At 35.6% G+C, this 23,157-nt stretch carries 14 protein-coding genes and 1 pseudogene; 13 read left to right on the top strand and 2 right to left on the bottom strand.

The genetic code is table 11. From position 1 onward, the window contains the following. Nucleotides 1-374 precede the first annotated feature (374 nt). Nucleotides 375-1,439 carry an AI-2E family transporter gene (locus tag D5R40_RS19780; protein ID WP_124144463.1) on the top strand — a complete coding sequence of 355 codons (1,065 nt, stop codon included), beginning with the start codon at nt 375-377 and terminating at the stop codon, nt 1,437-1,439. A gap of 6 nt (nt 1,440-1,445) precedes the next feature. On the opposite strand, the gene D5R40_RS19775 is transcribed toward D5R40_RS19780, so the two are convergent. After that, the gene (locus tag D5R40_RS19775) at nt 1,446-2,294 is read right to left on the bottom strand and encodes a prephenate/arogenate dehydrogenase (RefSeq protein ID WP_124144465.1); all 849 of its coding nucleotides are present in this window, start codon (nt 2,292-2,294) and stop codon (nt 1,446-1,448) included. 36 nt (nt 2,295-2,330) lie between these two features. Between D5R40_RS19775 and D5R40_RS19770 the strand changes: the two genes are divergently transcribed. From D5R40_RS19770 to D5R40_RS19745, 6 genes are all read left to right on the top strand, one after another. Further along, a complete protein-coding gene (locus D5R40_RS19770) occupies nt 2,331-3,887 on the top strand; it encodes a pentapeptide repeat-containing protein (RefSeq protein WP_124144464.1) in 1,557 nt (518 codons plus the stop codon). 966 nt (nt 3,888-4,853) lie between these two features. Next, nucleotides 4,854-6,380 carry a pentapeptide repeat-containing protein gene (locus D5R40_RS19765; protein WP_124155092.1) on the top strand — a complete coding sequence of 509 codons (1,527 nt, stop codon included), beginning with the start codon at nt 4,854-4,856 and terminating at the stop codon, nt 6,378-6,380. Then, entirely contained in the window at nt 6,377-7,915 is a 1,539-nt protein-coding gene (locus D5R40_RS19760) for a helicase C-terminal domain-containing protein (protein WP_124144570.1), read from the top strand. The genes D5R40_RS19765 and D5R40_RS19760 overlap by 4 nt, the downstream gene beginning before the upstream one ends. 424 nt (nt 7,916-8,339) lie before the next feature. Continuing rightward, nucleotides 8,340-8,552 (top strand): DUF2839 domain-containing protein, encoded by a 213-nt coding sequence (locus D5R40_RS19755; RefSeq protein ID WP_124144569.1) that lies wholly within the window; start codon nt 8,340-8,342, stop codon nt 8,550-8,552. 911 nt (nt 8,553-9,463) lie between these two features. Continuing rightward, nucleotides 9,464-9,829 carry a DUF1815 family protein gene (locus tag D5R40_RS19750; protein WP_124155091.1) on the top strand — a complete coding sequence of 122 codons (366 nt, stop codon included), beginning with the start codon at nt 9,464-9,466 and terminating at the stop codon, nt 9,827-9,829. Between the two features lie 1,701 nt (nt 9,830-11,530). Continuing rightward, complete coding sequence (locus tag D5R40_RS19745) at nt 11,531-12,409, top strand: alpha/beta fold hydrolase (protein WP_124144567.1); 879 nt, start codon at nt 11,531-11,533, stop codon at nt 12,407-12,409. 335 nt (nt 12,410-12,744) lie between these two features. Here the strand turns inward: D5R40_RS19745 and recA are convergent, their stop codons facing one another. Beyond that, nucleotides 12,745-13,827 carry a recombinase RecA gene (gene recA / locus D5R40_RS19740; protein ID WP_124144585.1) on the bottom strand — a complete coding sequence of 361 codons (1,083 nt, stop codon included), beginning with the start codon at nt 13,825-13,827 and terminating at the stop codon, nt 12,745-12,747. A 707-nt stretch (nt 13,828-14,534) separates the two neighbouring features. Between recA and D5R40_RS19735 the strand changes: the two genes are divergently transcribed. The 6 genes and pseudogenes from D5R40_RS19735 to D5R40_RS19710 form a co-directional block, all read left to right on the top strand. Continuing rightward, nucleotides 14,535-15,659 (top strand): DegT/DnrJ/EryC1/StrS family aminotransferase, encoded by a 1,125-nt coding sequence (locus D5R40_RS19735; RefSeq protein WP_124144566.1) that lies wholly within the window; start codon nt 14,535-14,537, stop codon nt 15,657-15,659. A gap of 524 nt (nt 15,660-16,183) precedes the next feature. Beyond that, nucleotides 16,184-17,068, top strand: coding sequence for a cyanoexosortase B (gene crtB / locus D5R40_RS19730; protein WP_124144565.1), 885 nt, complete (start codon nt 16,184-16,186; stop codon nt 17,066-17,068). Nucleotides 17,069-17,438: 370 nt separating this feature from the next. Next, entirely contained in the window at nt 17,439-18,161 is a 723-nt protein-coding gene (locus D5R40_RS19725) for a cyanoexosortase B system-associated protein (RefSeq protein WP_124144564.1), read from the top strand. 240 nt (nt 18,162-18,401) lie between these two features. Continuing rightward, on the top strand, nt 18,402-19,916 hold the full coding sequence (locus D5R40_RS19720; protein WP_124144563.1) for an SLBB domain-containing protein: 1,515 nt from the start codon (nt 18,402-18,404) through the stop codon (nt 19,914-19,916). A 128-nt stretch (nt 19,917-20,044) separates the two neighbouring features. Beyond that, nucleotides 20,045-22,246, top strand: coding sequence for a GumC family protein (locus D5R40_RS19715; protein WP_124155090.1), 2,202 nt, complete (start codon nt 20,045-20,047; stop codon nt 22,244-22,246). Nucleotides 22,247-22,728: 482 nt separating this feature from the next. Further along, nucleotides 22,729-23,087, top strand: a pseudogene (locus D5R40_RS19710) (IS1 family transposase); the annotation flags it as partial. Nucleotides 23,088-23,157 lie beyond the last annotated feature (70 nt).

Below are 23,157 nucleotides of genomic sequence, written 5' to 3'. Positions count from 1 at the left end.
CTTCTTCCTTCTTCCTTCTTCCTTACCTTTGCTATACAAGACCGATGCTACCGGACATGATATTATGTGAGATTTTTACTCATAATGTAAAACTTATTTTTTGTTTAAATATAATATTTAGTAGTATATAGTATAACAATTATTACCCTTGGTGAGATACACAAGTTTTCTATTTTAGAGAATAGGGAGTAGGGAATAAGGAATAGGGAATAGGGAAGAGAAAAAAATGCTGTATCTGATGAATATGAGAACCGCTATATCATTTAATTTATAATTAAAAATCAACATCTTTTCCCAAAATAGTCATCATTTTTAAGTTAATCTATTCATCTATAGAAGAGAAATCACTAAAAATTAAAAGTACAAGCTAATTTATGCTGAATTTACTAAATAAAAGATTATTGTGGTACTTAGCATTACCAATAATTGTCATAAATGGTTGGGCTTTGCTCCAAATATTTCAATATTTTGGTCGAATAATTACAATAGCTGTCTCTGCAACCTTACTCTCATTTTTATTAGATTACCCAGTGCTTTTTTTAGAGAAACATAAAGTTAAACGCCCCAGAGCAGTTATTTTAGTATTCTTAGTAGCATTAGTAATTATATTAGTTTTAGGAGTTATTCTAATTCCCTTATTATTAGAGCAACTTACCGGATTTATTGAAAAATTTCCTAGTTGGCTCGCATCAGGAAATCAACAATTAGAATCATTTGACCAATGGGCATATAAGCGTAAATTACCGATTAACTTAACCCTTTGGACAAATCAATTTACAGAAAGTTTATCTTCTCAATTGCAAGATATTACAGGAGACATTATTAGTTTTATTGTTAATACATTAGGTAGGATTTTTGATATTTTAATCACCATAATTATCACTTTTTACCTAATGTTACATGGCGATCGCTTATGGGATGGGATATTTAATTGGTTGCCTAATCACCTAGAGATTCATGTACGCAAATCATTAAGACAAAACTTTCAAAATTATTTTATTGGTCAGGCAACATTAGCTTGTTTAATGGGCGTAGCTATGACCATCGGTTTATTATTTCTAGGAACTCCTTTTGGTTTATTATTTGGCATAGGAATTGGTTTAATGACTTTAATTCCTTTTGGTACAGCTTTAGGTGTAACTCTCGTAAGTTTATTAATAACTTTAGAAGATTTTTGGCTAGGTATAAAGGTTTTAATAGTGATAGTTTTAATAGAGCAAGCAATTGAAAACTTTGTTGCTCCTAGAATATTAGGAGGCTTTACTGGTCTTAATCCTGTCTGGATTTTAGTCAGTTTATTAGTAGGGGCACAAGTATGGGGAATTTTGGGTTTATTAATTGCTCTCCCCATAGCAGGTTTTGTCAAAAATACTGTTAATTACCTCCGCTACTATTCAGAATTTGGCGTCGCTGAATCAAGGTATGAAAATAAAAACTGAAGAATCTCAAATTTCATGGTGTAAAAAGAGTTTTCTATTTTGCTCTGTATACCTTAACTTTTCTTCCAGAGTCTGCCAATCTTCTTGTTCAATTTGTTGAATAAACTGGTCAATTTGTTCACGAAAAGAATAGAGCGATCGTAACACCTCTCCACTATTATATTTGGCCATCATTAGTCCTAATTCAGGATTACCTCCTCCCACCCTGCTAGTGTCACGGAAGCCAGAACTAGCCAAATCTTGTGTTAACTTGAAAACTGTAGGATTAGCCTCGCTCATACAAGCAAGAATCAAACTAGCACTGGCCATAACAGGCAAATGAGAAATCAAAGCAACAGCTCTATCGTGTTCATAAGGGTCACAAAAGTAAACTTTGCTCTTGAGCATCCTTGCTATTGCCTCAACTTTCTCTATAGACTCTAGGGGAGTATTTTCAGTCGGAGTTAGAACATAAGGTCTATTTTGAAATAAACCCAACTGAGCCACTTCAATACCATTTTCTGCTTTGCCAGCCATGGGGTGTCCACCTACAAAATTAGGCCAAATGTCGGAAACAGCTTCCACAATAGGAGCCTTAACCGAGCCGACATCGGTTAAAATTGTAGTGGGAGAAAGAATTGGAATCAGCTCTTCTAAAGTAGGAATAATAACAGCTATGGGAGTACAAATAAATATTACATCAGCAATAGATAGTAAAGATAGATCCAAACTGGCCTCATCAACAGCCCCAAGAGCGAGTGCCTTTTGACAACTTTGTTCTCGACGAGATACCCCAAGAACATGATAACCTAGGGTTCTTAAATCCAATCCAATTGAGCCACCGATTAAACCTAATCCGACAATACCTATATTAATCATAATTAAATGGGGATTATACCAGGGTGCGCCCTAATGATAATCGAAGAACTTCAAAAAAAATATGCCGCTGGTGAAAGAGACTTTACTGACTTCAATCTTTTTGAGGCCAATCTTAGTGGTATTAATCTCAGTGGTGCAAATCTTAGCGGAGTCAATCTCAGCGTTGCCAACCTCAATGGGGCAAATTTAGCTGATGCTAATCTCAGTAAAGCTAAACTTAATATTACTAAACTTAATGGCGCTCATCTTAGTGGCACTAACTTAAATGATGCCGATCTTAATGTAGCTAATCTAGTTTTAGTTAATCTAAAAAAAGCTCAATTAGTTGCTGCTAAATTGATTAGAGCAGAGCTGATTAGGGCAGAATTAAGTGAGGCTAATCTCTCTTTTGCCGACTTAAGTGGAGCAAGTCTGATAGAAGCTACCCTCAGAAAAACGAATCTTAGTGGTGCCAACTTAAAGGGAGCTAACCTACGCTTTGCTTCTCTAACAGGAGCTAATTTAATAGAAACTAACTTGCAAGGAGTAGATCTTAGTGGTGCTGATCTTAGTGGTGCTGACCTTAGTGGTGCTGAACTCAGACAAACTAATTTGACTGGTGCTAACTTGAATGGAGCTGATTTAAGTGGGGCTAATTTACGTTGGGCTAGTCTGATTGGGGTTAACCTAAAGTGCGCTAATCTTAGTGATGCCAAGCTTAGTGGTGCTGACCTAAGTAGAGCTGACTTGTCCCAGGCTAATCTTTTAAATACTAGCTTAGTTCATGCTGATTTATCAAATGCTTGTTTAATTGAAGTAGATTGGATTGGAGCAGATTTAACAGGTGCAACTTTAACAGGTGCAAAAATTTATGGCGCTTCTCGCTTAGGAATTAAAACAGAAGCAGCAATCTGCGAGTGGTTTGATTTGAGTGCTAATGGAGATCGAAGTAAAGTCCATTATCTCAATGCTGAAAAAATAACAAGTTTCTTTCACGAGACTCTTCCTAAAGTGAAAATTATTGTTGATGCTCCCTTAGATAGCTCTAGTCATTATGCTCTAGCAGCAATATATTATCAAATTAGTAAGTATTTACCAGAGCTAAATCAACCACCTTCTATACAAATTAACTCTTGTCGAACAATAATCTCGTTTCAAATGAAAAGCGATAAGAAACTATTTGGTATTGCTTATGCTGCTATTATCGCTTTTAATGATGCTGCTAAGACTCAAGAGAAAATTAGCAATATGATGAAAATGCTTAACTCTCAAGATGTAAACTATTTAACTCCTAGAACGGCTAAAAAAATCCAGCAGCTAACTGCAGTTTTCAACCAATCTATTAAAAAAGTTAATCAAGTTAATAAAGACAAGGAATTACTGAGATTTTGCAACGGAATTAAGTTTTTTCAGACACCAACAAAAATAACTCTTGTTAATTCAAGCAATCAAAATTTTAATGTTTATAATCATCCTACATTTGGTAAGCAAATAGTTAATAAAGTTAGTAAAAATAATGAAGTAGAAACTATCATTCAAGTACCTCAAGCAGAGTCATGTTCCATAAATACAATCATGGATTTCCTTGATGGTTTTCATGACTTTAAATAGTAGTTTACTAATGCAAAATTATTCTTGATAATTATTATCTCAAATATCAAAGTTTTATTCTTAAGAGGGATTTGTTATACTTTCATTAATGCCACCGATAACAGAATAAAATATTTGTTACATTAGCACAATAGATATAGCGCTGTGCGCAGGCAACAGGCAACAGGCAACAGGCAACAGGGGGAATAAATTGCTGATAATATAAGACTTTTAGCTATTTAGCCCCTCCTGCAATTTGTAAATATACCAGCGCTCATTGCTATATCTCCGATAATCAAAAATAAAATCAATCCCATACGTATAAATCATCAATTATTTCCCCTCCTGGGAGGGGTTAGGGGTGGGTTCCCTACTCCCTACTCCCTATTTTATGGAGAGGTCTAATAGAAAACTTGTATAGAATACAATGGCTCTAGATTAACTACAAACTTTTTCATAGAAAACCCTGTTTTCTAACAGAGATTTATAATTTTTCCCTATTCCCTAAAATCTTGAATTTTGTACTTCACCTAATTGCAAAAAACTATAACATGATAGAGTAAAAAAACTAGACTCCAAATTGATATTAAAAGTCAAAGCAAGATAAATACAGTAAATTACAAGTATATAAAGTATAAAAATTAACAATAAAAATTTTGTGGTCGGACATCTTGCCCGCCACTGGTGTACCTCACTTAGATGAAATCTTTTGTATCTTTATGATTAATGTAGCAGTGTTAATTTAAATTTTGCATAAAATATTTTGGAATTAGGAAAAAGACTGTTCGATTTATTTTCTATTCCTAGATTTTTTACAAATGATTTAAGACTACTATATCCAGAAAATTAATATTGACTTCAAGTTTAACAGTTAACTTGATTAGATTACCTACTTTTGTTTTGTACAAATAACTAATTTAGATAAAAAAATTATATTAAAATTCAGTAGAAAAATATATTTATTCAACTTGACTTAATCAACAACAGATGCCAGAAGAAATATTCAGAAGATTTGAATTAGTCAAAAGATATGCACAAGGGGAAAGAAATTTTACTGCTATCAACCTGACAGAAGTTAACCTCAGTAAGATGAACTTAAGTCAAAGTAATTTCAGTAATGCTACTCTATTTGTCTCTAATCTTAGTGGTGCTAATCTTAGTGAATCAAACTTTAGTAAAGCTAATCTTAATGTAGCTCGCCTTAGCAATGCCAATCTCAACAGGGCAATATTGAACCAAGCCACTTTAAATGTGGCCAATCTAGTCCGAACTAATCTTAGGGAAGCTACATTAGTTAGAGCTACATTAGTTAGAGGAGAATTAGTTAGAGTAGACATGACTCTAGCTAATCTCAACAGAGCAAATCTCAGTGGTGCTGATATGAGAGAAGCTATCCTGACAGAAGCAAACTTAAAGCAAGCTAACCTTAGCAGTGTAAATCTTCGAGTTGCCACAGTAAAAGAAACTAATCTAGAACAAGCTATCCTCCATAGTGCTGATCTAACAAAAGCAGATTTACAAGGAGCTGATTTTACCAATGCTGAATTAAGACAGGCTAATCTAAGTATGGCTAATCTCAGGAATGCCAAGTTCAATGGAGCTAATCTTAGATGGGCTATTCTTAATGGAGCTGACTTAACTAATGCTAACCTGACTAATGTTAAGTTGAGTGGGGCAAATCTTCGTAAAGCAAATTTAACTAATACAAAATTAACTAATGCTAGTTTAGTTCATGCTGATTTAACTGAAGCCAATTTAATGAGAACTGATTTAGTGGGAGTAGATTTATCAGGGGCAATTTTGACTGGAGCAAAACTTTATGAAGTTCCCAGATTAAATATTAAAGCTGATGAAATTGTTTGTGAATGGATTGATACTAGTCCCAAAGGAGATCATAGCCAAGTTTATTATTTTAAATCATCAGCAGAATCTAAGAAATTTTTTAGCCAACAATCTCCAACAGTTCAAATTATTGTTGATTCACCTTTAGACCTAAAAGCTAATGTAGCTCTTGCTACAACCTACTATCATTTGGGTAAGGATTATAATTTTGTTACTCGTCCTCCCAATATTGAAGTTAGTTACCAAAAAACTATTTTGAATTTTAGAGTAGATAGTGATGAACTGTTATTTCTGCTTGCATTTATTGTGATTTTTCCTTTTGCTGATGCTAGAAAAGCTCAAGTTAATGTGATAGAAATTGTCGAAAATATTCCTTTACAAAAAATGAATACCAAAATATTAGAATTGGAAATAAAAATGGAACAGCTTGTCAAAAAAAATCAACGAATCCAAACAATCATTGAGTCTGTTAGGGACAAAATTGCTTTTTTTTCAAGCCCTACTCAATTAATTTTAAATAATTCAAGTGGTCAGAGTTTAGTATTAAGTAGTAATCCAGGATTTGGTAAAAAAAACTGTCAAAATATAACAGAGCAAACCTTTTCTTTGCCTCCTAAAAATAAGGTAATTGATTTTATCAACAGCTTTTATTATTTGGGTCAAAGTTTGTGATCGAAGTAGAAGTCCATAGATCCCTGCGTAATTTCCTGCGATCGCAAAATGAACCTCAATGGCCTCATAATTTGACGATGGCACGTTTAGTAGCGAGGGCCTTGCGACTGGGGCGTAGTGCTTTGATTCAAACGGGGTGTCCGCCAGGTAGTCATAATCAACAATATCAGTTAAGCTACCTAGTACCAATTTTAATGTGGCCTCAAAAAACAATATTAGTCGCTCCTCGGCCAGTACAGGAACATTTACTTAGGGTAGAAATTCCTAAGTTGCTTGGAAATAATTCATACAGTAGCTCATCACTGCCCAATAAGCCAATCCAAACCTATCCACAACCAGATTCTGACTTTAATGGACTACTACTAATAACTCCTGAAGCTTGGTTAATTAACCAATGGCCAGATGGGCAGTTTTCTCAAGGTATTCCCACAATTATAGATTGGGCAGACGAGCTAGAAACTTGGATTCAAAATTATTTAACTAGCAGTTTTTTATCTGCTGACTGGAATCAACTGATGCAAGTTTACTCCGATCAAGCTGACTTTATTCGTGAAGCTAGGATAAATTTAACACGATCGCTCTTCCAACATCCAGCAAACCCCTACAGTTGCTACTTAATTGAACAAGATGAGGAGCAGATTTTACAAAATCTAATAGAACATTTGTCATTAACTTCAAGAAACAAGGAATTACATCGTAATCATTTGAATAATGATTTTTGGTTGAAGTGGCAAAGCGATGGACAATTAAGGTGGGCAGAAATTCATCGCCAGAGAGGATCGTTTTCTTTATACTGCACTCCTTGTGATTTATCTGAAGCTCTTAATAATATATGGACTCAACAACCTGTAGTAATTATTGGAGGAGCATTAGACCTAGAGGCCAAAGCTTCTACCTATAGAAAGATGATGGGGTTAGAGGACTTGACCTGCGTTAAATTTTCCCCTGATCGTCGCAATGAGATGATTCAATTATATCTGCCCAATGGTTTGCCGATGCCAAATACACCTAAATTTCAGGAAGCATTAATTCAAGAAATAAGGACTTTATTGTATATCAGTTCTAATGCTGTTGATGGATTAATAGTGATCGTCATCGGAGATGTACCACTTAAAGCTCAAGTGGGCGCTGTTTTGGCCTCTGAATTTGGTTCCCGAGTTCAAGTGGAAACTACTTCTCCTGGAGTACAAGGCATTTTGATTACTGGTTGGGAATTTTGGCAAAAGCATCAAAGGGAATTAAAAGCACCTAAATTATTGATAATTGCCACTTTACCCCTTCCATCTTTGGAAAATCCCTTAGTATCTGGACGAGTAAATTTTTATAAGCAACGGGGTTTAGATTGGTTTAGATTATACCTTTTACCAAAGGCATTACAGGAATTGCAAAGTGCTATTGCCTCTATCAGAGAATCTCAAGGTGTTGTTGCTTTGCTTGATAGTCGTGTAATTCGTCGTAGTTATGGCAAGCAATTTTTAGTAGCTCTTAGTCCTTTTGCCAAGATTGATTACTTAGATACTACATGGTTAACTTAACGAAGTCAGAAGTCATAAGTTAGAAGTTAGATGAATTTTGACACTAAATTCAGCTTATTTGTTGTACTTTATAAATCTTGATAATAGTCCTCAAAACTTTGATTAATTAAAATTTTACATTTATTTAGCCAACTCTAATTCAGAGAGTTTTTTTGTACTCAAAAAATTACAATCTAGTTTCACGCCTCAAATAGAAAAACTATAGATACTGTTTTTGGTATCTTTGGATCAAGATGCAATTATAACATTAGTTCTCTGCCAATATTCTGAATAGTAGCTAAATTAACCAATTGATTAAGAACTAATTCTTAAAGTTAACTTTTTTGATCCTTTCTTAAATAGATTTAACAAAAAAAGTTTATTCCTGTCAAGCCTCACTGTTATGATCTAAATTAAAATCACTTAAATAACTATTGAAATAATTATGGGTGAAGCAAAGCGTCGTAAAGAATCACTAGGAGAACAGTATGGCCAAGAAGCACGGTTTATTTCTTGGTTGCCAATTACTAAAAGTCAAAGTGAGAAATTTATCCAGTTGACTTCAACTGGTGCATGGATTGGTATTGGATTTCTGATTGTTGGCTGGTTAACAGTTAGATTTATTGGTCCTGCTTTTGGATGGTGGCAAATTCAATAATTCCTTATCTATGAAGTTAAGATAACAGTTAGAAAAATTTAATAGCTAATAGTTAATTTTTAATTAGCAAGCATTAATAAGAGTATTCTCAGAGTCAAATATTCTAAAATATTTATTTGATCAGATTAATGAGTATTTATTTAGCATCAAGATTAAATCAATTTAAACCTGATACAAATTTTTGACATTTTTAAAATACTAGATAAAATCTGTTCTAAAAAATTTGAAATTATGAATAATTTTTGTGACAGTTTGATTTTTGATAAATTTATATTTGATAAATTTATAGATGTCAAAAACAACTTATTAAAATCAATATTCAAGATAATTTGGCAGTATAAAAACTCTATTATGTAGAATTTTAATTGACTCTAGGAAAATTCAATTATCACAATCAATAAAATCAATAAGCAAATACATTTTATTGTTGTGAATCCTGATTCAATTTTCAGTATTTTGTCTATAAATAGTTTTCAATATAAATACAATCTAATATCTATAAAAAATCAACAACTCACCTCTAGAAAAGTTTAGATTGAATTGTGTTCCCATTCAAAACTCTTGCTTACAGCTACTTTAATCCACCTGGATACTATTTAACTTATAACCATGATTAATTATTTGTATAATTTTCTGGTTTCAATTCCTCAAATCTCTAATTTTGGAACCTAAATTTAGTGTTTGAGTCTTTGAAAGTAAAGACATAAGGCATAGGTGGATGTTGCTCTTGATACCTTGCTCAAAAATCCTACTTAGTTAACCTAATCAAGTATCTAGTCATTAAAGACTACTCGAGAGATTTGCTAAAAAAATTATTAGGGATATACTTAATGTTCAAAAGCTAAACACCAAATTTTTATGAGACCTTAACAAAGTCTAAAATTTAGGGGTGTGGTGATAGGAGGATAACAGTGTTTCTGAGACTTGCAGAACAACATCGTCAATTTGTACAAGACCTAGTAATGAACTTGCAAGCTCTGGCAATTGTGCTGGAGAATAGAGGATATTTGGCATCTTGTTATACCTGCGGAGGTAAAATGAATAGTGCCTCATTTATGGTCAGCTTGGGAGAGAATCATCTGATTCGCTTTCTAGTATCAGATTATGGTATTACTTGGACAGAGATGCGAGATGATCGTGAACTAATGAAATTAGAAGGAGCTGAAGCAATTAGTCAGTTACAAGAGCTAGCTAATTTACTGAAAAATCAGATTCAGCCTTGTCCAAACTCTACTCAACTTCCCCAGGAAGACTTAAGTCTGAACCAGGTTATCTAATTTATCATAAATGTTGAAAGATCTCGAGCCGTTATCATCTTTGATTTAATGGGTGATGGGTGAGATGAATTTCAACCAGAAAAATAATTGAGCAATAGGCGCGCACATTTTTGGTGTTATAATCTGACCAATACCCGTGGGGCAAACGGTTGAATAAAAGCGCACCGCCTGCCCTGAGGTTTCCGAGGGCGTAAAGACGGAGCAAGAAAGCTTGTGGATATGGTCTGACGGGTGTGCAACTCGACTGGTTTGATTTGTTATCTAGTTAAGAATCTGTGTTAGTTTAGCTTTGCGTCAGCACTCGCAAGCATCTCCCGTTATAATCTTTGATTTAACGGTGAGAGTATCAATAATTTCCTTCGTTAAACCTTGTGGGTATGACGCTGAGTTTAATCTAAATTACAAATATTAAATAAAGCATTAATCCCCCCTTATAGAGCTATCCCTTATACGGAATTCCTGAAAACCTTGTGGGAAGTATGGGGAGGTTGGGGAGTAAGAATCTTGTCTAGAGTTCTCAAAAAAATGTATTTTTCAACCCACTTTTTTTTGGAAAAGCCTCTCAAATACTAATACATAACTTGTCTATTTTGTCAAATTTTCTGTTAATAAAATTAATAAAAGATATTGGTGATGGATAGCTGTTCAAGGGAGGAACAGCTAATCTTGTCTGCTTGTGGAGACGTAAGATATTAATTATCCACCAAAGGAAGAAACTTCAAATTCAGTTTTTAATCTCCCATTATAATCTATGATTTAATGGGGAAGTATAATGGAAACAAATTTAGTATTTCAGATAAATCTCTCTTCAATTCCATCAAGTCTGAGTAGATCGGGAAAATTGTTCTGAAATTTGTATAAAAATTAGCAACTTACCGAATAATTAAGGTTTAAACCCACATTCCGCACCACAAAATGTATTATATAAGAAGGAGTCAGGAGGACTGAGTCAGGAGTCAGAATTTAGGAGAAAATCATAGCTGCTGTGATTGAGTAAACAATCAAGCAAGTATTTATGCTTAATTGTTTACTCGGAATTTGATCAACGAAAAAAGTAGTTGAGATGATTTGCATAGTATAAATACTTACCAAACTACGGATTTATATACTACTTTTAATATTACAAATTGAAGCGCGGAATGTAGGTTTAAAGCCTCTCCTTTAAAGGAGAAAAAAGCGGTTGAGGGATGGCGAGGTCCCCTCGCCATATCCAATCAACCAAGACAGCGGTCGATCTTCGGAGCTTCCCGTAGGGTGGGATGGCAAGGTCTCCTCGCTGGCCAACCATCGACCAAGAGAAGAAAAAATTTTCACGCTCCGCGTCAATCCTCTTCTTTTCAAGGAGATATAATTATAGCGCTGCGCGCAGGCAACAGCTCATCTGGCAACAGCTCATCTGGGGGAATAAAAATCTGTTTGCGCAAGCATTCCGTAGGAATCATATAAGACTTTTAGCTATTGGACAATTCCTGCAATTTGTAAATATGCCAGCGCACATTGCTATATTAATTGCTAATTATTAATTGTTGAAAATATCTGTAATTCAGAGAGGAAAAGCTACTTAAGTTGTATTTCGCTAAATCTAGCTTGAACAGATGTTAATCTAGAAATAGATAAATCACAAATTTAACATTAGCCAGACAAAAGCTACTACTAAATTAGACAAGTCTGGTGGTAATAGAGGAGAGTTGATTGCAAACTATGAGTCTTCTAGAGTCTCAATGGCAACATTTTTTCGTAGACACTAATAATGTACGGCTACATTATGTTACTCAAGGCGAAGGAGAGTTAGTTATACTCCTTCATGGGTTCCCTGAATTTTGGTATTCTTGGCGCTATCAAATGCCTGCATTGGCCCGTCATTTCAAGGTTGTAGTTCCAGATTTACGGGGATATAATGATTCAGACAAACCAGATAATGGCTATGACCTAGATACTTTAGCTGCTGATATTCGGGGACTAATTGAACGTTTGGGTTATGTTAAAGCACATATTGTTGGCCATGATTGGGGAGGGGCGATCGCCTGGCATCTAGCTGAAAAATTTCCTCAATACTTGAACCGTCTAGCAATCTTGAATGCAGCTCATCCACAAAAACTGATTCAAGAACTGGCAGGAAATGTAGATCAAATACGCAGAAGTTGGTATATATTCGCTTTTCAAGTTCCTGGTATTCCAGAATGGCTGATTCAGCAAAATTTAAGAGAGTTTATTAAAGGGGTTTTTCAAGGACAAGCTATTCGCAAAAGTGTCTTTACTACTGAAATTACTCAAATTTATCAGGCAGCTCTGGAAAAACCAGGAGCGCTAGTATCCGCAATTAATCACTATCGTCAATTTCTTTTACCTCAAAACTGGCTAAAGAGCTTTAATCCTAAGCCATCATTAATTACAGCACCAACTTTAATTTTATGGGGAAAAGAAGATTCTTTTTTAAGTCAAAAACTTACAGAAGGTTTAGATAAACTAATAGCAGCTCCCTTTTGGTTAAAAGTTATCCCTGAATGTGGCCACTGGATTCAGCAGGAAGTACCTCATACAGTGAATAGAGAGTTGCTTGATTTTTTAAGGAAGAAATAATTTATAGCAGGGAACAGGGAATAGGGAACAGTAGAAAAAATATTTCCCTGTCTAAAGTTGTCTATGTCCGCCTTTTATCTGTCTATTGCAACTATTGACAAATTTAGTTAAATGTCGCTATAAATATCAAAAATAGGGCGGTAGGGCATTCCGTCCTTAAAGCTCGTGGAGTCCGACGGGATACCGGGACTACGAAACGAGAAGCTCACACTATAGCATCAGCTTAGTGTGGGAGATGTCACCAAAAAGCAAAAAAATCATAGTTGCATAATTTGTAGATTTATCATAATAAAATAACTGCAACTATGAAATATTTACTCTTCTGCTAATAAAATTTACTCTTCTTCCAAAACTTCTATTTCACCTTCTTCCTCTTCCATATCATCAGGTCGTGCCACAGAATTAGCAGAAACCAAAGCACCATGATTTAACTTTTCCCGAACTTGCTGTTCAACTTTTTTGGCAAAATCAGGATTTTCTTCCATATAAGCGATCGCCTTTTCTCTACCCTGAGCAAAATTACTTCCTCCGTAGCTATACCAAGCACCTTTACGCTTAATTACATCTGTCTCTTCAGCTAGGTCAATAATACAACCGAAACTAGAAATTCCTTTACCAAAAATAATATCAAATTCAGCAATACGGAATGGAGGGGCAACCTTATTTTTAGCAACTTTTACCTTAACATGAATACCATATTCCTCTGAAGATTTTTTCAGAGTTTGTGTACGACGAATATCAAGTCTTACCGAAGAATAAAACTTAAGAGCATTACCACCAGTAGTAGTTTCTGGATTACCATACACAACACCGATTTTTTGTCGAAGTTGGTTGAGAAAGACAACTGTACAACCAGACTTACCAATATTACCTGTAATTTTTCGTAACGCTTGACTCATTAAACGAGCTTGAAGACCCATGTGAGAATCTCCCATGTCCCCCTCAATTTCAGCTCTAGGAACTAATGCTGCTACCGAGTCAACAACCACAATATCAACAGCTACAGATCGAACCAGGTGATCCACTACCTCCAAACCCATCTCCCCAGTATCAGGTTGGGAGACAAGTAAATTTTCGATATCGACCCCTAATGCAGCAGCATAAGTGGGGTCAAGAGCGTGTTCCGCATCTACAAAAGCTGCAATACCTCCTGTTTTCTGAATTTCGGCGATCGCGTGTAAAGCAAGGGTAGTTTTCCCCGAACTTTCTGGGCCATAAATTTCAATAACTCTGCCCTTGGGTAAGCCACCTCCCAATGCTAAGTCTAAAGTCAATGCCCCACTAGGAATTGTTTCCACCTTCATGCGGGTAGCATCTCCCAAACGGACAATTGACCCTTTACCAAAACTTTTTTCTATAGTTTTCAGGACTGAATCTAAAGCTTTTTGTTTTTCTTTGTTATCTGTAGCTGAAGCCATGTATTTTTTTCCCAACTTAACACTAGACATTGACATTCTCTGAGGCTAAACCCCTAGCTATAGCCTGAGATTTTGAAGAGACTTGGAGGTAGCTAACTGCTAGACCCACTACTCTACACTTTAGATTAGGAGAGCCAAAACCTTCCTATTTTCGATTTCACGAAAACTAAGCCGTGCGAAACATACCATACTCAGTCACCTTATTCTCTAGGATTAAGGCCACTGTCGATGGACACGGCCAAGGTTCTACTCTAAAAAATATCCGTGTCACAAAACCCATAGCTTTACTTAATTTTCTAGGTATATTTTATTTACCATAGTCTCCAGAGGCTGCTAGTAAACGAAAACCTCTACAGAATGGCTACCCAAGTTAATCAATGTAGTTTTGCATACTGCATAATAGTAGCATTTTTAATTTTCTATGATTAGATAATACATATAAATATTATTCAGATGCTTCTATTATAATTTTTATAACATTTTTACTTATATAAACAAGGATTATTTGTAGCAATAATAAAAAAAAATGTTGAAGCTTATTGGCTGTCTTGCTCTTTCTCAGCAATTATTTGTGCTATCTTATACTTAGTAATATAGTCAGGGTCAGTGTATAAATTATTACTCTAGACACTTAAGATAGTGTAAATCAATATTTCAGTTAGCTAATACATCTGAGTAAATTTTTAGTCATCAACATTATATAGATAATGGCAAAAAATATTCCTTTCGTTGACCTCAAGCTCCAACATCAACCACTAAAAACAGAACTAGAAAATTCCATCCAGGCAGTATTAGAGAGAGGAGACTTTATACTTGGTCAGGCAGTAGAAAAATTTGAGTATTCATTTGCAGAAGCTTGTGGAGTTAAAAATGCTATTGGAGTTGCTTGTGGAACGGATGCCATAACACTAGGACTTCAAGCTTGTGGTATTGGTGCGGGTGATGAAGTAATTTTACCTGCTAATACATTTATCGCCACATTAATTGGGGTACTTCATGCTGGTGCTATCCCCGTTCTAGTGGACTGTAATCTTGACAATGCCTTAATTGACTTAGAAGCAGCTCAAAAGGCCGTCACCTCCAAGACTAAGGTAATATTACCAGTACATCTTTACGGTCAAATGGTAGCTCCTAGTAAATTACAAGACTTTGCTCAAGCTAACAATTTGATTATATTTGAAGATGCAGCCCAAGCTCATTTGGCACAAACAGAAGGATATCGTGCTGGAAGCATAGGAACAGCTGCTGCATTTAGCTTTTATCCAAGTAAAAATTTAGGTTGCTTTGGTAATGGAGGAATGGTTATTACTAACGATTCGGTGGTGGCGGATAAAATGCGAATTCTCCGTAATTATGGCGCACCGTGTAAATATGTTCATGAGGAAGTAGGTACTAACAGTAGGTTAGACACCTTACAAGCTGCAGTACTAAATGTCAAGCTTCCTTATTTAGAGAGCTGGAATAGCGATCGTAACCAAGCAGCTCAAAAATATGATAGCCTTCTCAATCCAATGAAAGAAAAAGGTATTATTCCCATACAGAATTTGAGTGGGAGTGGGCATATTTATCACTTATATGTGATTCGAGTCACCGACAAATCTCCCATTAACCGGGATACCCTAAAAGAGAAATTAACAGCCGAAGGTATTTCTGTTGGTATACATTATCCTATACCCTGTCATCTCCAACCAGCCTATAAAAATTTAGGCTATAAACAAGGAGATTTTCCCAATAGTGAAATTCTCAGTCAACAGATTTTATCCCTACCTATGTATCCTGTCATTAGTGAAGAACAAATTAATCAAGTTGTTGAGACAATTAGTAAGAGCTGATTTGTAAACTTAGCTAAAACCCTTATGTCATCTAACTATCAGGGATTTAGGTATTATTGGGCTATAACTCCAAAAACCTTTGTATTGCAAGGAATTCAGCCTCTTAATATTTACTTGATAAATCAGCTCTAAAATAGTTAATTAATAACTGTTAATTTAATTGATTTTAAAATTCAGGGTCTTCTCAGAAAAATATCACCTAAAAACAATTAATTTTAGCTATAAAATTGAGGAAAAAGTAGAATAAATAATAAGATGAGAAGCATCTTTTTTTTGCTATCTCCAAATATTAATTATCCAAAAATTAAATTTAAAAAGTATTTCCTGACGGAATGCTCCGCAGGAGCAGCACTAACGCAAACAGCGAGTGATTTATACTGAAATCGAGAGAAATGTAATTAAAAAGGTGATTTAAACCCGACCTAATAGCTGAAAGCTAGTTAAACTTGTGAAGTTTTCTTTCAAAGATTCATATCTGTCTAAAACTTTAATATTTTGAATTAATATCAATAACACTAAAAAATATGCAAACTCGCCAAAAATTTCCCATTGCTATTGAACAGAACATACTCACAATAGCGATCGCTGCCTTAGTATTTCTAATGTATATTCCTCTAATCATCTATTGGTATGATGGCTGGCTAAATAAAAGTATAAGTATAGAACATGAATACTTTAGTCATGGAATAATAGGTCTACCTTTTGCTGGTTATATTGTTTGGAATAATCGTCATAAATGGCAAGAATTACCCAATATTTTTCACCCATTGGGAGGCATATTATTAGGACTTGCAGGAGCTTGGTATGTAAGTGGTATCCCAGACCTGATTAACTTATCTTTTCCATTAATACTAGCAGGAATTTGTCTTTGGTTTAAAGGAATTCCTGGATTAAAATTAATGGTTATGCCGCTAATTTTCGTTTTGCTTGCTAGTCCTAACCATATTCCTTATCTAATAGAACCTTATGCCTTGCCTCTACAAAAATTTATTGCTGCAGTAGCTGGCTTCATTTTAACACAATTAAATATGGATGTTACTGTAGAACAAATATATCTATATGTAGGGGGAAGAATTGTCGAAGTTGCACCTCATTGTGCAGGTTTAAAAATGTTATTCACCAGTCTCTATGTTTCACTAATGCTACTTTACTGGACTGGTGCTATAGCTAGTCGTGTTAAAACAATTTTTTTACTTTCTAGTGCAACAGTGGTTAGCGTCAGTGCAAATATTATCAGAAACACTATACTAACAATTTTTCATGGTACAGGTCAAGATGAAGCTTTTCATTGGCTGCATGATGGATGGGGTGGAGATATGTATTCTGCTTGTATGTTGGGTTTATTAGTTTTGATGATGAATTGGATAGACAGTCATTTGACAACATCAGTTGAACCTGCAAATCAATAAAGTTATTGATCGAGTCTAGCTTTGAGATTTATCTTAACTAAAATAAATGTCAAAAAATCAATAAAATTTTCTTTGATTTTATATTTTTCTTTATGGGTTTAATAGCCTACAGTCACCTTTACTGTCTACAATTGGTTAGGGTTTGTAGACAGGAAGTCCGTTGTTAAAGACTATCCCCATTTACTTCCTTCTTCTTCCTTCTCAACTTCTTCCTTATCAACTTCTTCAATATTTTTCTTTATGGGTTTAATAGCCTACATTCACCTTTACTGTCTACAATTGGTTAGGGTTTGTAGACAGGAAGTCCGTTGTTAAAGACTATCCCCATTTACTTCCTTCTTTTTCCTTCTCAACTTCTTCCTTCTTCAATATGGTTTATAGTTTAAAAAATCTCCAAAAGTATCAATTTCCACAAATAGTATTACTGGTATTTCTTTTAATCATTTTAGTAGTAGGTACTTTACCAGGTTATGTAGCAGGAAAATGGTCATGGGAAAATACCGCTAAAATTACTAATCTTAAAAGCTTAAAACAAATAAGAAAAGATGGATTAACTATTCCTGATTTGACAACAACATCTCATCAAGAAATAACAATTGCCGATCATAAGTGGTTGCTTCAAAAAATTGACTATGAAAATAAATCTGTCACTTTGTTACTTTTAACTCAAAATGGACAAAAAGACCAGCCTCAAGTAGAATGGATGGATATAAATGGGTATTATCGTTGGAAGACTGATTCGTACAAGCGAGTTAGTTTTACCTCACAGACACCTGATGGAGATAGCATTACAGACTCAGGAAAACAAAATAAATCAGATATAGAAGCTAGATTTTTTAGGAGTTGGACAAATAAACAAACCTATGCAGTTATGCAATGGTACGCCTGGCCTGGAGGTGGTAGTCCAAAACCTGGTGATTGGTTTTGGACCGATAGACTAGCTATGGTATCTCGGAATCGCGTGCCTTGGGTAGCAGTAAATATTTTATTTCCAATTGAACCTTTAGGAGATATTGACCCCTATTTGCCACAACTAACATCTATTGGACAAAAAATTCAAGCATCATTATTAACAAAAGAAGCATTCAAATAATCTGCCAATAGATAGTTAGTGATCGAGATTTCATCAGATAGTAATATAGCCAAAAATTTGGCGTTGATAATTGGTAAGATAATTTTCTACTAGGGGTGATACCCATCACTTAATTTGGTAAAATATTTTAGAGGTATCAGAAACAGACTACTCTTAAAGTTTCATCTCTTGATTTACCAACGCCAAAAATTTAACCACCCGACTAGGAAAACTTAATCAGATTAAGCTACTTTAAACCCTATGATTAACCGCCATTATCAAAAGTTAATTTCTTTATTTTTAGGCAGTTTCTACTCTAGTGCAGTAACTATTTCCTTAGCAACTCTAGTTTTTCCCAAAAGAGCTTATGGACAAATCCAATTACCAAATAACTCTCAGCAAAATATTTCACAGCTTAAAGCACCATCCATAGGTTCCCCCCCCTTAAATCCGAATTTTGACTCAGACCCAGATTTACGATTAAAACGTTACTTACTGGGACCAGGAGACCAACTGTCGATTCAAGTTCAGAGATTTCCAGACCTGAATGTAGCGACAACTATTGGTCCGGAAGGTACTATTCAAATACCTTTAGTAGGAACAGTGCTGTTGCAAGATTTGACAATATTAGAAGCAATAGCAAAAATCACCTCTGAATTAAATCAATTTATTATTAATCCAGAAGTATCCATATCCTTAGTTGTTCAACGTCCTGTCCGAGTCACGATCGCCGGAGAAATCACTAGACCAGGCTATTATCCAGTAGGAGGAAATTATCAAATTTCAGATGCTTTAAATGCAGCAGGTGGTACCACTTTTACGGCAGACCTGCGAAATGTAGAAGTGCGTAGAACTTTAGCTGATGGATCTGTAGTTGCTCAGGGAGTTGATATTTTAACCCCATTACAGATGGGTGGTTCACCTCCCGATCTGCGTCTAGAAGATGGAGATGTAGTGATTGTACCTTATCAGACTTCTATTACAGCCCAAGATAGCGATCGAGAATTACTAACTAACTATAGCCAAGCAGGTCCATTAGCTACTGGTATTGTGACTGTGAATGGGGAAGTAGAAAGACCTGGTTATTATCAGGCAAATCAAGTATCTTCTGCTTTACTCGCTGCTGGTGGTGCATCTCTAACTGCTGATCTACGAAGCATTTTAGTACGTAGGAAATTAAGTGATGGTAGTGTCGTTGAAGAAACAATAGACTTATATACTCCTTTGCAAAATTCTACGGAGTTGCCTAATATTCTTCTCAAGGATGGGGATGCTGTAATTGTACCTACATTAAAACCAGGCTCGGATTTTGGTTATGATCGCGATCTAGTGGGGAAATCGACTTTGAGCCAACAGCAGATTACTATTCGTATTTTTAGTAATCCTAACGATGCCCTTGCTACTACTAATCTTCCGAACGGTAGTAGATTAATAGATATTCTCAATGGTATAGAATTAGATTCAGCCAATTTGGAAGAAATTAATTTGATTCGATTTGATCGGGAAACAAGAAAAATAGTTAGACGTGAACTTAATGGTAAAGAAGCAATATTTGGCGATAGTTCTCAAAATATTTTACTTCAGAATGAGGATATAATTGTTATTGATAGAACATGGATAGGTAATATTACCAATTTATTTGAGAAGTATACACTTCCGATCAGAAGTTCCCTGGAATTTCTCCTGTTTTTCCGGGCTTTGGAACAAGATACTTCTAATGTGTTCTTCGGTGGAGGTAATGGTAATAATGGGAATAGAAACAGGAATAATAATTAATCATAATCAATAATTGATGAGAATTAGGCAGAGGAAAACAATAGAATAACTAGCTAATATCGAATAAAATGTTAAACAGAACCAAGACTAAAAAAATCATTTCTAAATATATTAATAAATACTAGATTATGGCTATACCAATTATTAAACGCTATTTGATGGCTTTAGGACTATACAAGTGGGTAGGAGTAGCAACTTTCACTGTAGCAGTAGGTGTTTCAGGAATAATTGCTTTGCAGCCAAATCCAGAAACAAAAAGTACAATTCTAGGTACATTGAGGAAAATTAGTCCTGTTTTACTATTTTCTGAGACTGCTGCTCAAATCCAACAAAACGCTCAAGCAGTTACTCCAGAAATACTACTGAATGATGAAGTTAGACAGGCAGTAGCAGAAAAAGTATTGGTAGATCCAAGGAAACTCAAAGGAGCAACATTTGTTTTACAAGAAGAGATCTTCTATTTATCTTATGAAGATACAGATAAAGAAAAAGCTGTAGAAATAGTAGATGCTCTTATGGAACAAATAGTGGAGCAAAGCCGAAAAATTAATACTACATCTCAAAGAGCAATTATTGATGAAGTCAGAAAACGTTTACCCGCAGCAGTTGAAGAATTGAGAAAAGCTCAACAACAGCAACAGAAATTTGAGAGAGAAGAGGAAGCATTACTGATTACAGCAAGGGCAGTAGCTTTACCAGGGGCGATCGCAGGTAGCCGACAACAACAAACTCAGATTAAACTTGAGTTAGATGGGGTAGAAGCTCAGATTAAGAGTTTAGAAGAGCAGTTAGGGTTAACTGCAGATCAAGCTTATGTAGCACGGGCACTCGCTGCTGATCCAATTATAGCAAATCTCCGAGTGCAGTTGTATCAAGTAGAAAATCAGTTAGATAAGTTATTATTAGATTTTACAGAAGAATATCCACCTGTAGTTGAGTTGCGTAGGCAAAAACAAGTTGCAGAACAACAACTACAGCAACGTGCGGCAGAAGTTTTAGGGGGTAATGGCATAGCAGCACCATTGAGAAAGGTAGAGCAAATTCGAGTAGATGCTTCTTTAGACCCCACAAGACAACAGTTAGCAGAAGCCTTAATAGCTCTGAAAACTCAGCAGGAGCAACTACAAAGACAACTAGAAACAACAATTCAAACTGAGCAAGAATTGCTAGCTGAGTATGCGACTATTCCGAATAAGCAATTAAAATTAACTCAGTTGCAAGAAGAAGTTGCCATCAAAAAGTCTCGTTTGGATAAGATGCGAGCAACTTTAGAAGATGCTGAAGCCGCTGAGGCAGAGATAATTAGCAGTCTAGCTATTGCTGAGAAAGCTGCTGTTTTCAAGGAGGGTGAACCAGGAGGAGAAAAAAGTATGCCTTTGATGTTGGCAATAGGGGGACTAGCAGGCATAGTTGTTGGTGGAGGCTTAATTTTTGTTTTGGGAATGCTTTCTGGCAAGTTCTATTCTTGGGAAGAAATTCAAACAGCATTGAAGGAAAAAGATGTACCATTGTTGGGTTTGTTGCCAGATGTAATATTTTTTGACGATATGGATGCAGAGGAAATGCCTTTATTAGTTGAGCATAATTCTCCTTATCTTGAATCTTATGAAAAGTTACGGACAAAATTACAACGTCAAGGAACTAAACCTGTGAAAGTTGTGCTGTTGAGCAGTGGAGAAAAAGGGGAGGGTAAAACATTTTGTGCTTATAATTTAGCGATCGCTGCTGCACGAGCAGGTCGGCGGACACTTTTAATAGAGACAGACTTAAGAACTCCTTCAAAAGTTCAATCTCTTAAAATTGTTCCCGAACCACAAAGAACTTTTGAACCGCTTCGTTATTACAGTGATATCAGTAATTGTATCAAACAAGTTCCAGAGGTAGAAAATTTCTATGTCATCCCTAGTCCCGGTCCTGTGAAACAAGCAGGAGGTATTATTGAATCAAGTGAGATGAAAAGGTTACTTTCAGATTCGCGACATCGTTTTGATTTTGTTATCCTTGACTCTCCTTGCATAAGTAAAAACAATGATGCTTTGATGTTAGAACCTTATACTGATGGCATGATTATTGTAACTAGGCCAAATTTCACTATGTCAGGTGTACTAACAGAGGTCATAGAACAGTTAACAGGTGATGATGAAGAAGAATCTGATAAATATATTCCTAAGCTTTTGGGGGTTGTGGTCAACGCTGCTGATATTCCAATGGAATATCCATTGGAACAATTTGATGATTTGGATATACCCGAACCACAGCTCGCTGACTCACGGAGAATATCTAGTCTGAACACTGGAGTGGGAACATTGACACAGGTTCGCGATCGATAACGACTTTATTTACTCTCTTTCCTGCGCTTCTTTCGCTATGAAGCGGCTTTGTTCCATGAAAGTGGCGATCGCAAGCCAACGCTGTTGTTGAAGTTAACTAGATTTCAACTTTGTAGCTCTTAGACTTACCTTTTTAAATCATACGGTTAAGCATGACACATTTTACTAATAAAATCATGTCCGCACTTTATCATTTGTGTAAAACCAAGGGTTAATATCTACAGGAAATTTACGTTTTTTCAAGCTTTTAAGCCTTCTTCCCTCTCTCCTAGATAACTAAAACCTTCCTCCTTCTTCCTTCTTCCTTACCTTCACGCTTACAATACCGATGCTACCGGATATGATATAAATCTAGTTCCATCAAGGTAAATATAGATTCCAAAAAGCCCTCTGTTTGTCGTCCTGGCATACTATAAATGGCGTTGTCAGAAAAGAAGATGATTGAGAGAATGACCAGCGTCTAGAGTTCAAGGAGAGATGTCATAGATGGTCATAGAGCATGTAAGCAAAATTATATCTGTGTCAAGTGTGGCCGTCAGTTGCTCACAGAATATCAACATAGAGGATACAGTGATGATCTCAAGCGCAACTGCTGGAAAATGTATGTTAATGGCATGGGTTTTCGTGCCATAGAGAGAATTACAGGAGTTTCACGCACAACGATTATGGATGGGGTTAAACTCGTGGGAACACTTCTACCAGATGCTTACGAGCGCAGAAACTATCCCAGAGGTAGGAGAATTGGAGCAACTGGAAACCTTTGTTGGAAAAAAAAATCAAATCTGGCAGAGGAGCTGCTGTAGAGCATTTTCCCACCGGGATTTTAGGTTGGGTAGTAGGTAGGGTTTGCGCTCATAAAGTCTGTTGGTGGGGGTAGGAGACAGGAGACAGGAGACAGGAGACAGGAGAAA

The organism is Okeania hirsuta, from assembly GCF_003838195.1.
GTDB lineage: Bacteria > Cyanobacteriota > Cyanobacteriia > Cyanobacteriales > Microcoleaceae > Okeania > Okeania hirsuta.
The sequence above is the reverse complement of the archived record's forward strand: the minus strand, read 5'-3'. Positions and strand labels throughout refer to the sequence as shown.

Excerpts from the sequence above, each read along its gene's own strand:
- D5R40_RS19715 (WP_124155090.1), top strand. The coding sequence starts at position 20,045 with ATGGCTATACCAATTATTAAACGCTATTTGATGGCTTTAGGACTATAC.
- D5R40_RS19745 (WP_124144567.1), top strand. The coding sequence starts at position 11,531 with ATGAGTCTTCTAGAGTCTCAATGGCAACATTTTTTCGTAGACACTAAT.
- crtB (WP_124144565.1), top strand. The coding sequence starts at position 16,184 with ATGCAAACTCGCCAAAAATTTCCCATTGCTATTGAACAGAACATACTC.
- D5R40_RS19770 (WP_124144464.1), top strand. The coding sequence starts at position 2,331 with ATGATAATCGAAGAACTTCAAAAAAAATATGCCGCTGGTGAAAGAGAC.
- recA (WP_124144585.1), bottom strand. The coding sequence starts at position 13,827 with ATGGCTTCAGCTACAGATAACAAAGAAAAACAAAAAGCTTTAGATTCA.
- D5R40_RS19720 (WP_124144563.1), top strand. The coding sequence starts at position 18,402 with ATGATTAACCGCCATTATCAAAAGTTAATTTCTTTATTTTTAGGCAGT.
- D5R40_RS19765 (WP_124155092.1), top strand. The coding sequence starts at position 4,854 with ATGCCAGAAGAAATATTCAGAAGATTTGAATTAGTCAAAAGATATGCA.
- D5R40_RS19755 (WP_124144569.1), top strand. The coding sequence starts at position 8,340 with ATGGGTGAAGCAAAGCGTCGTAAAGAATCACTAGGAGAACAGTATGGC.
- D5R40_RS19780 (WP_124144463.1), top strand. The coding sequence starts at position 375 with ATGCTGAATTTACTAAATAAAAGATTATTGTGGTACTTAGCATTACCA.
- D5R40_RS19735 (WP_124144566.1), top strand. The coding sequence starts at position 14,535 with ATGGCAAAAAATATTCCTTTCGTTGACCTCAAGCTCCAACATCAACCA.
- D5R40_RS19725 (WP_124144564.1), top strand. The coding sequence starts at position 17,439 with ATGGTTTATAGTTTAAAAAATCTCCAAAAGTATCAATTTCCACAAATA.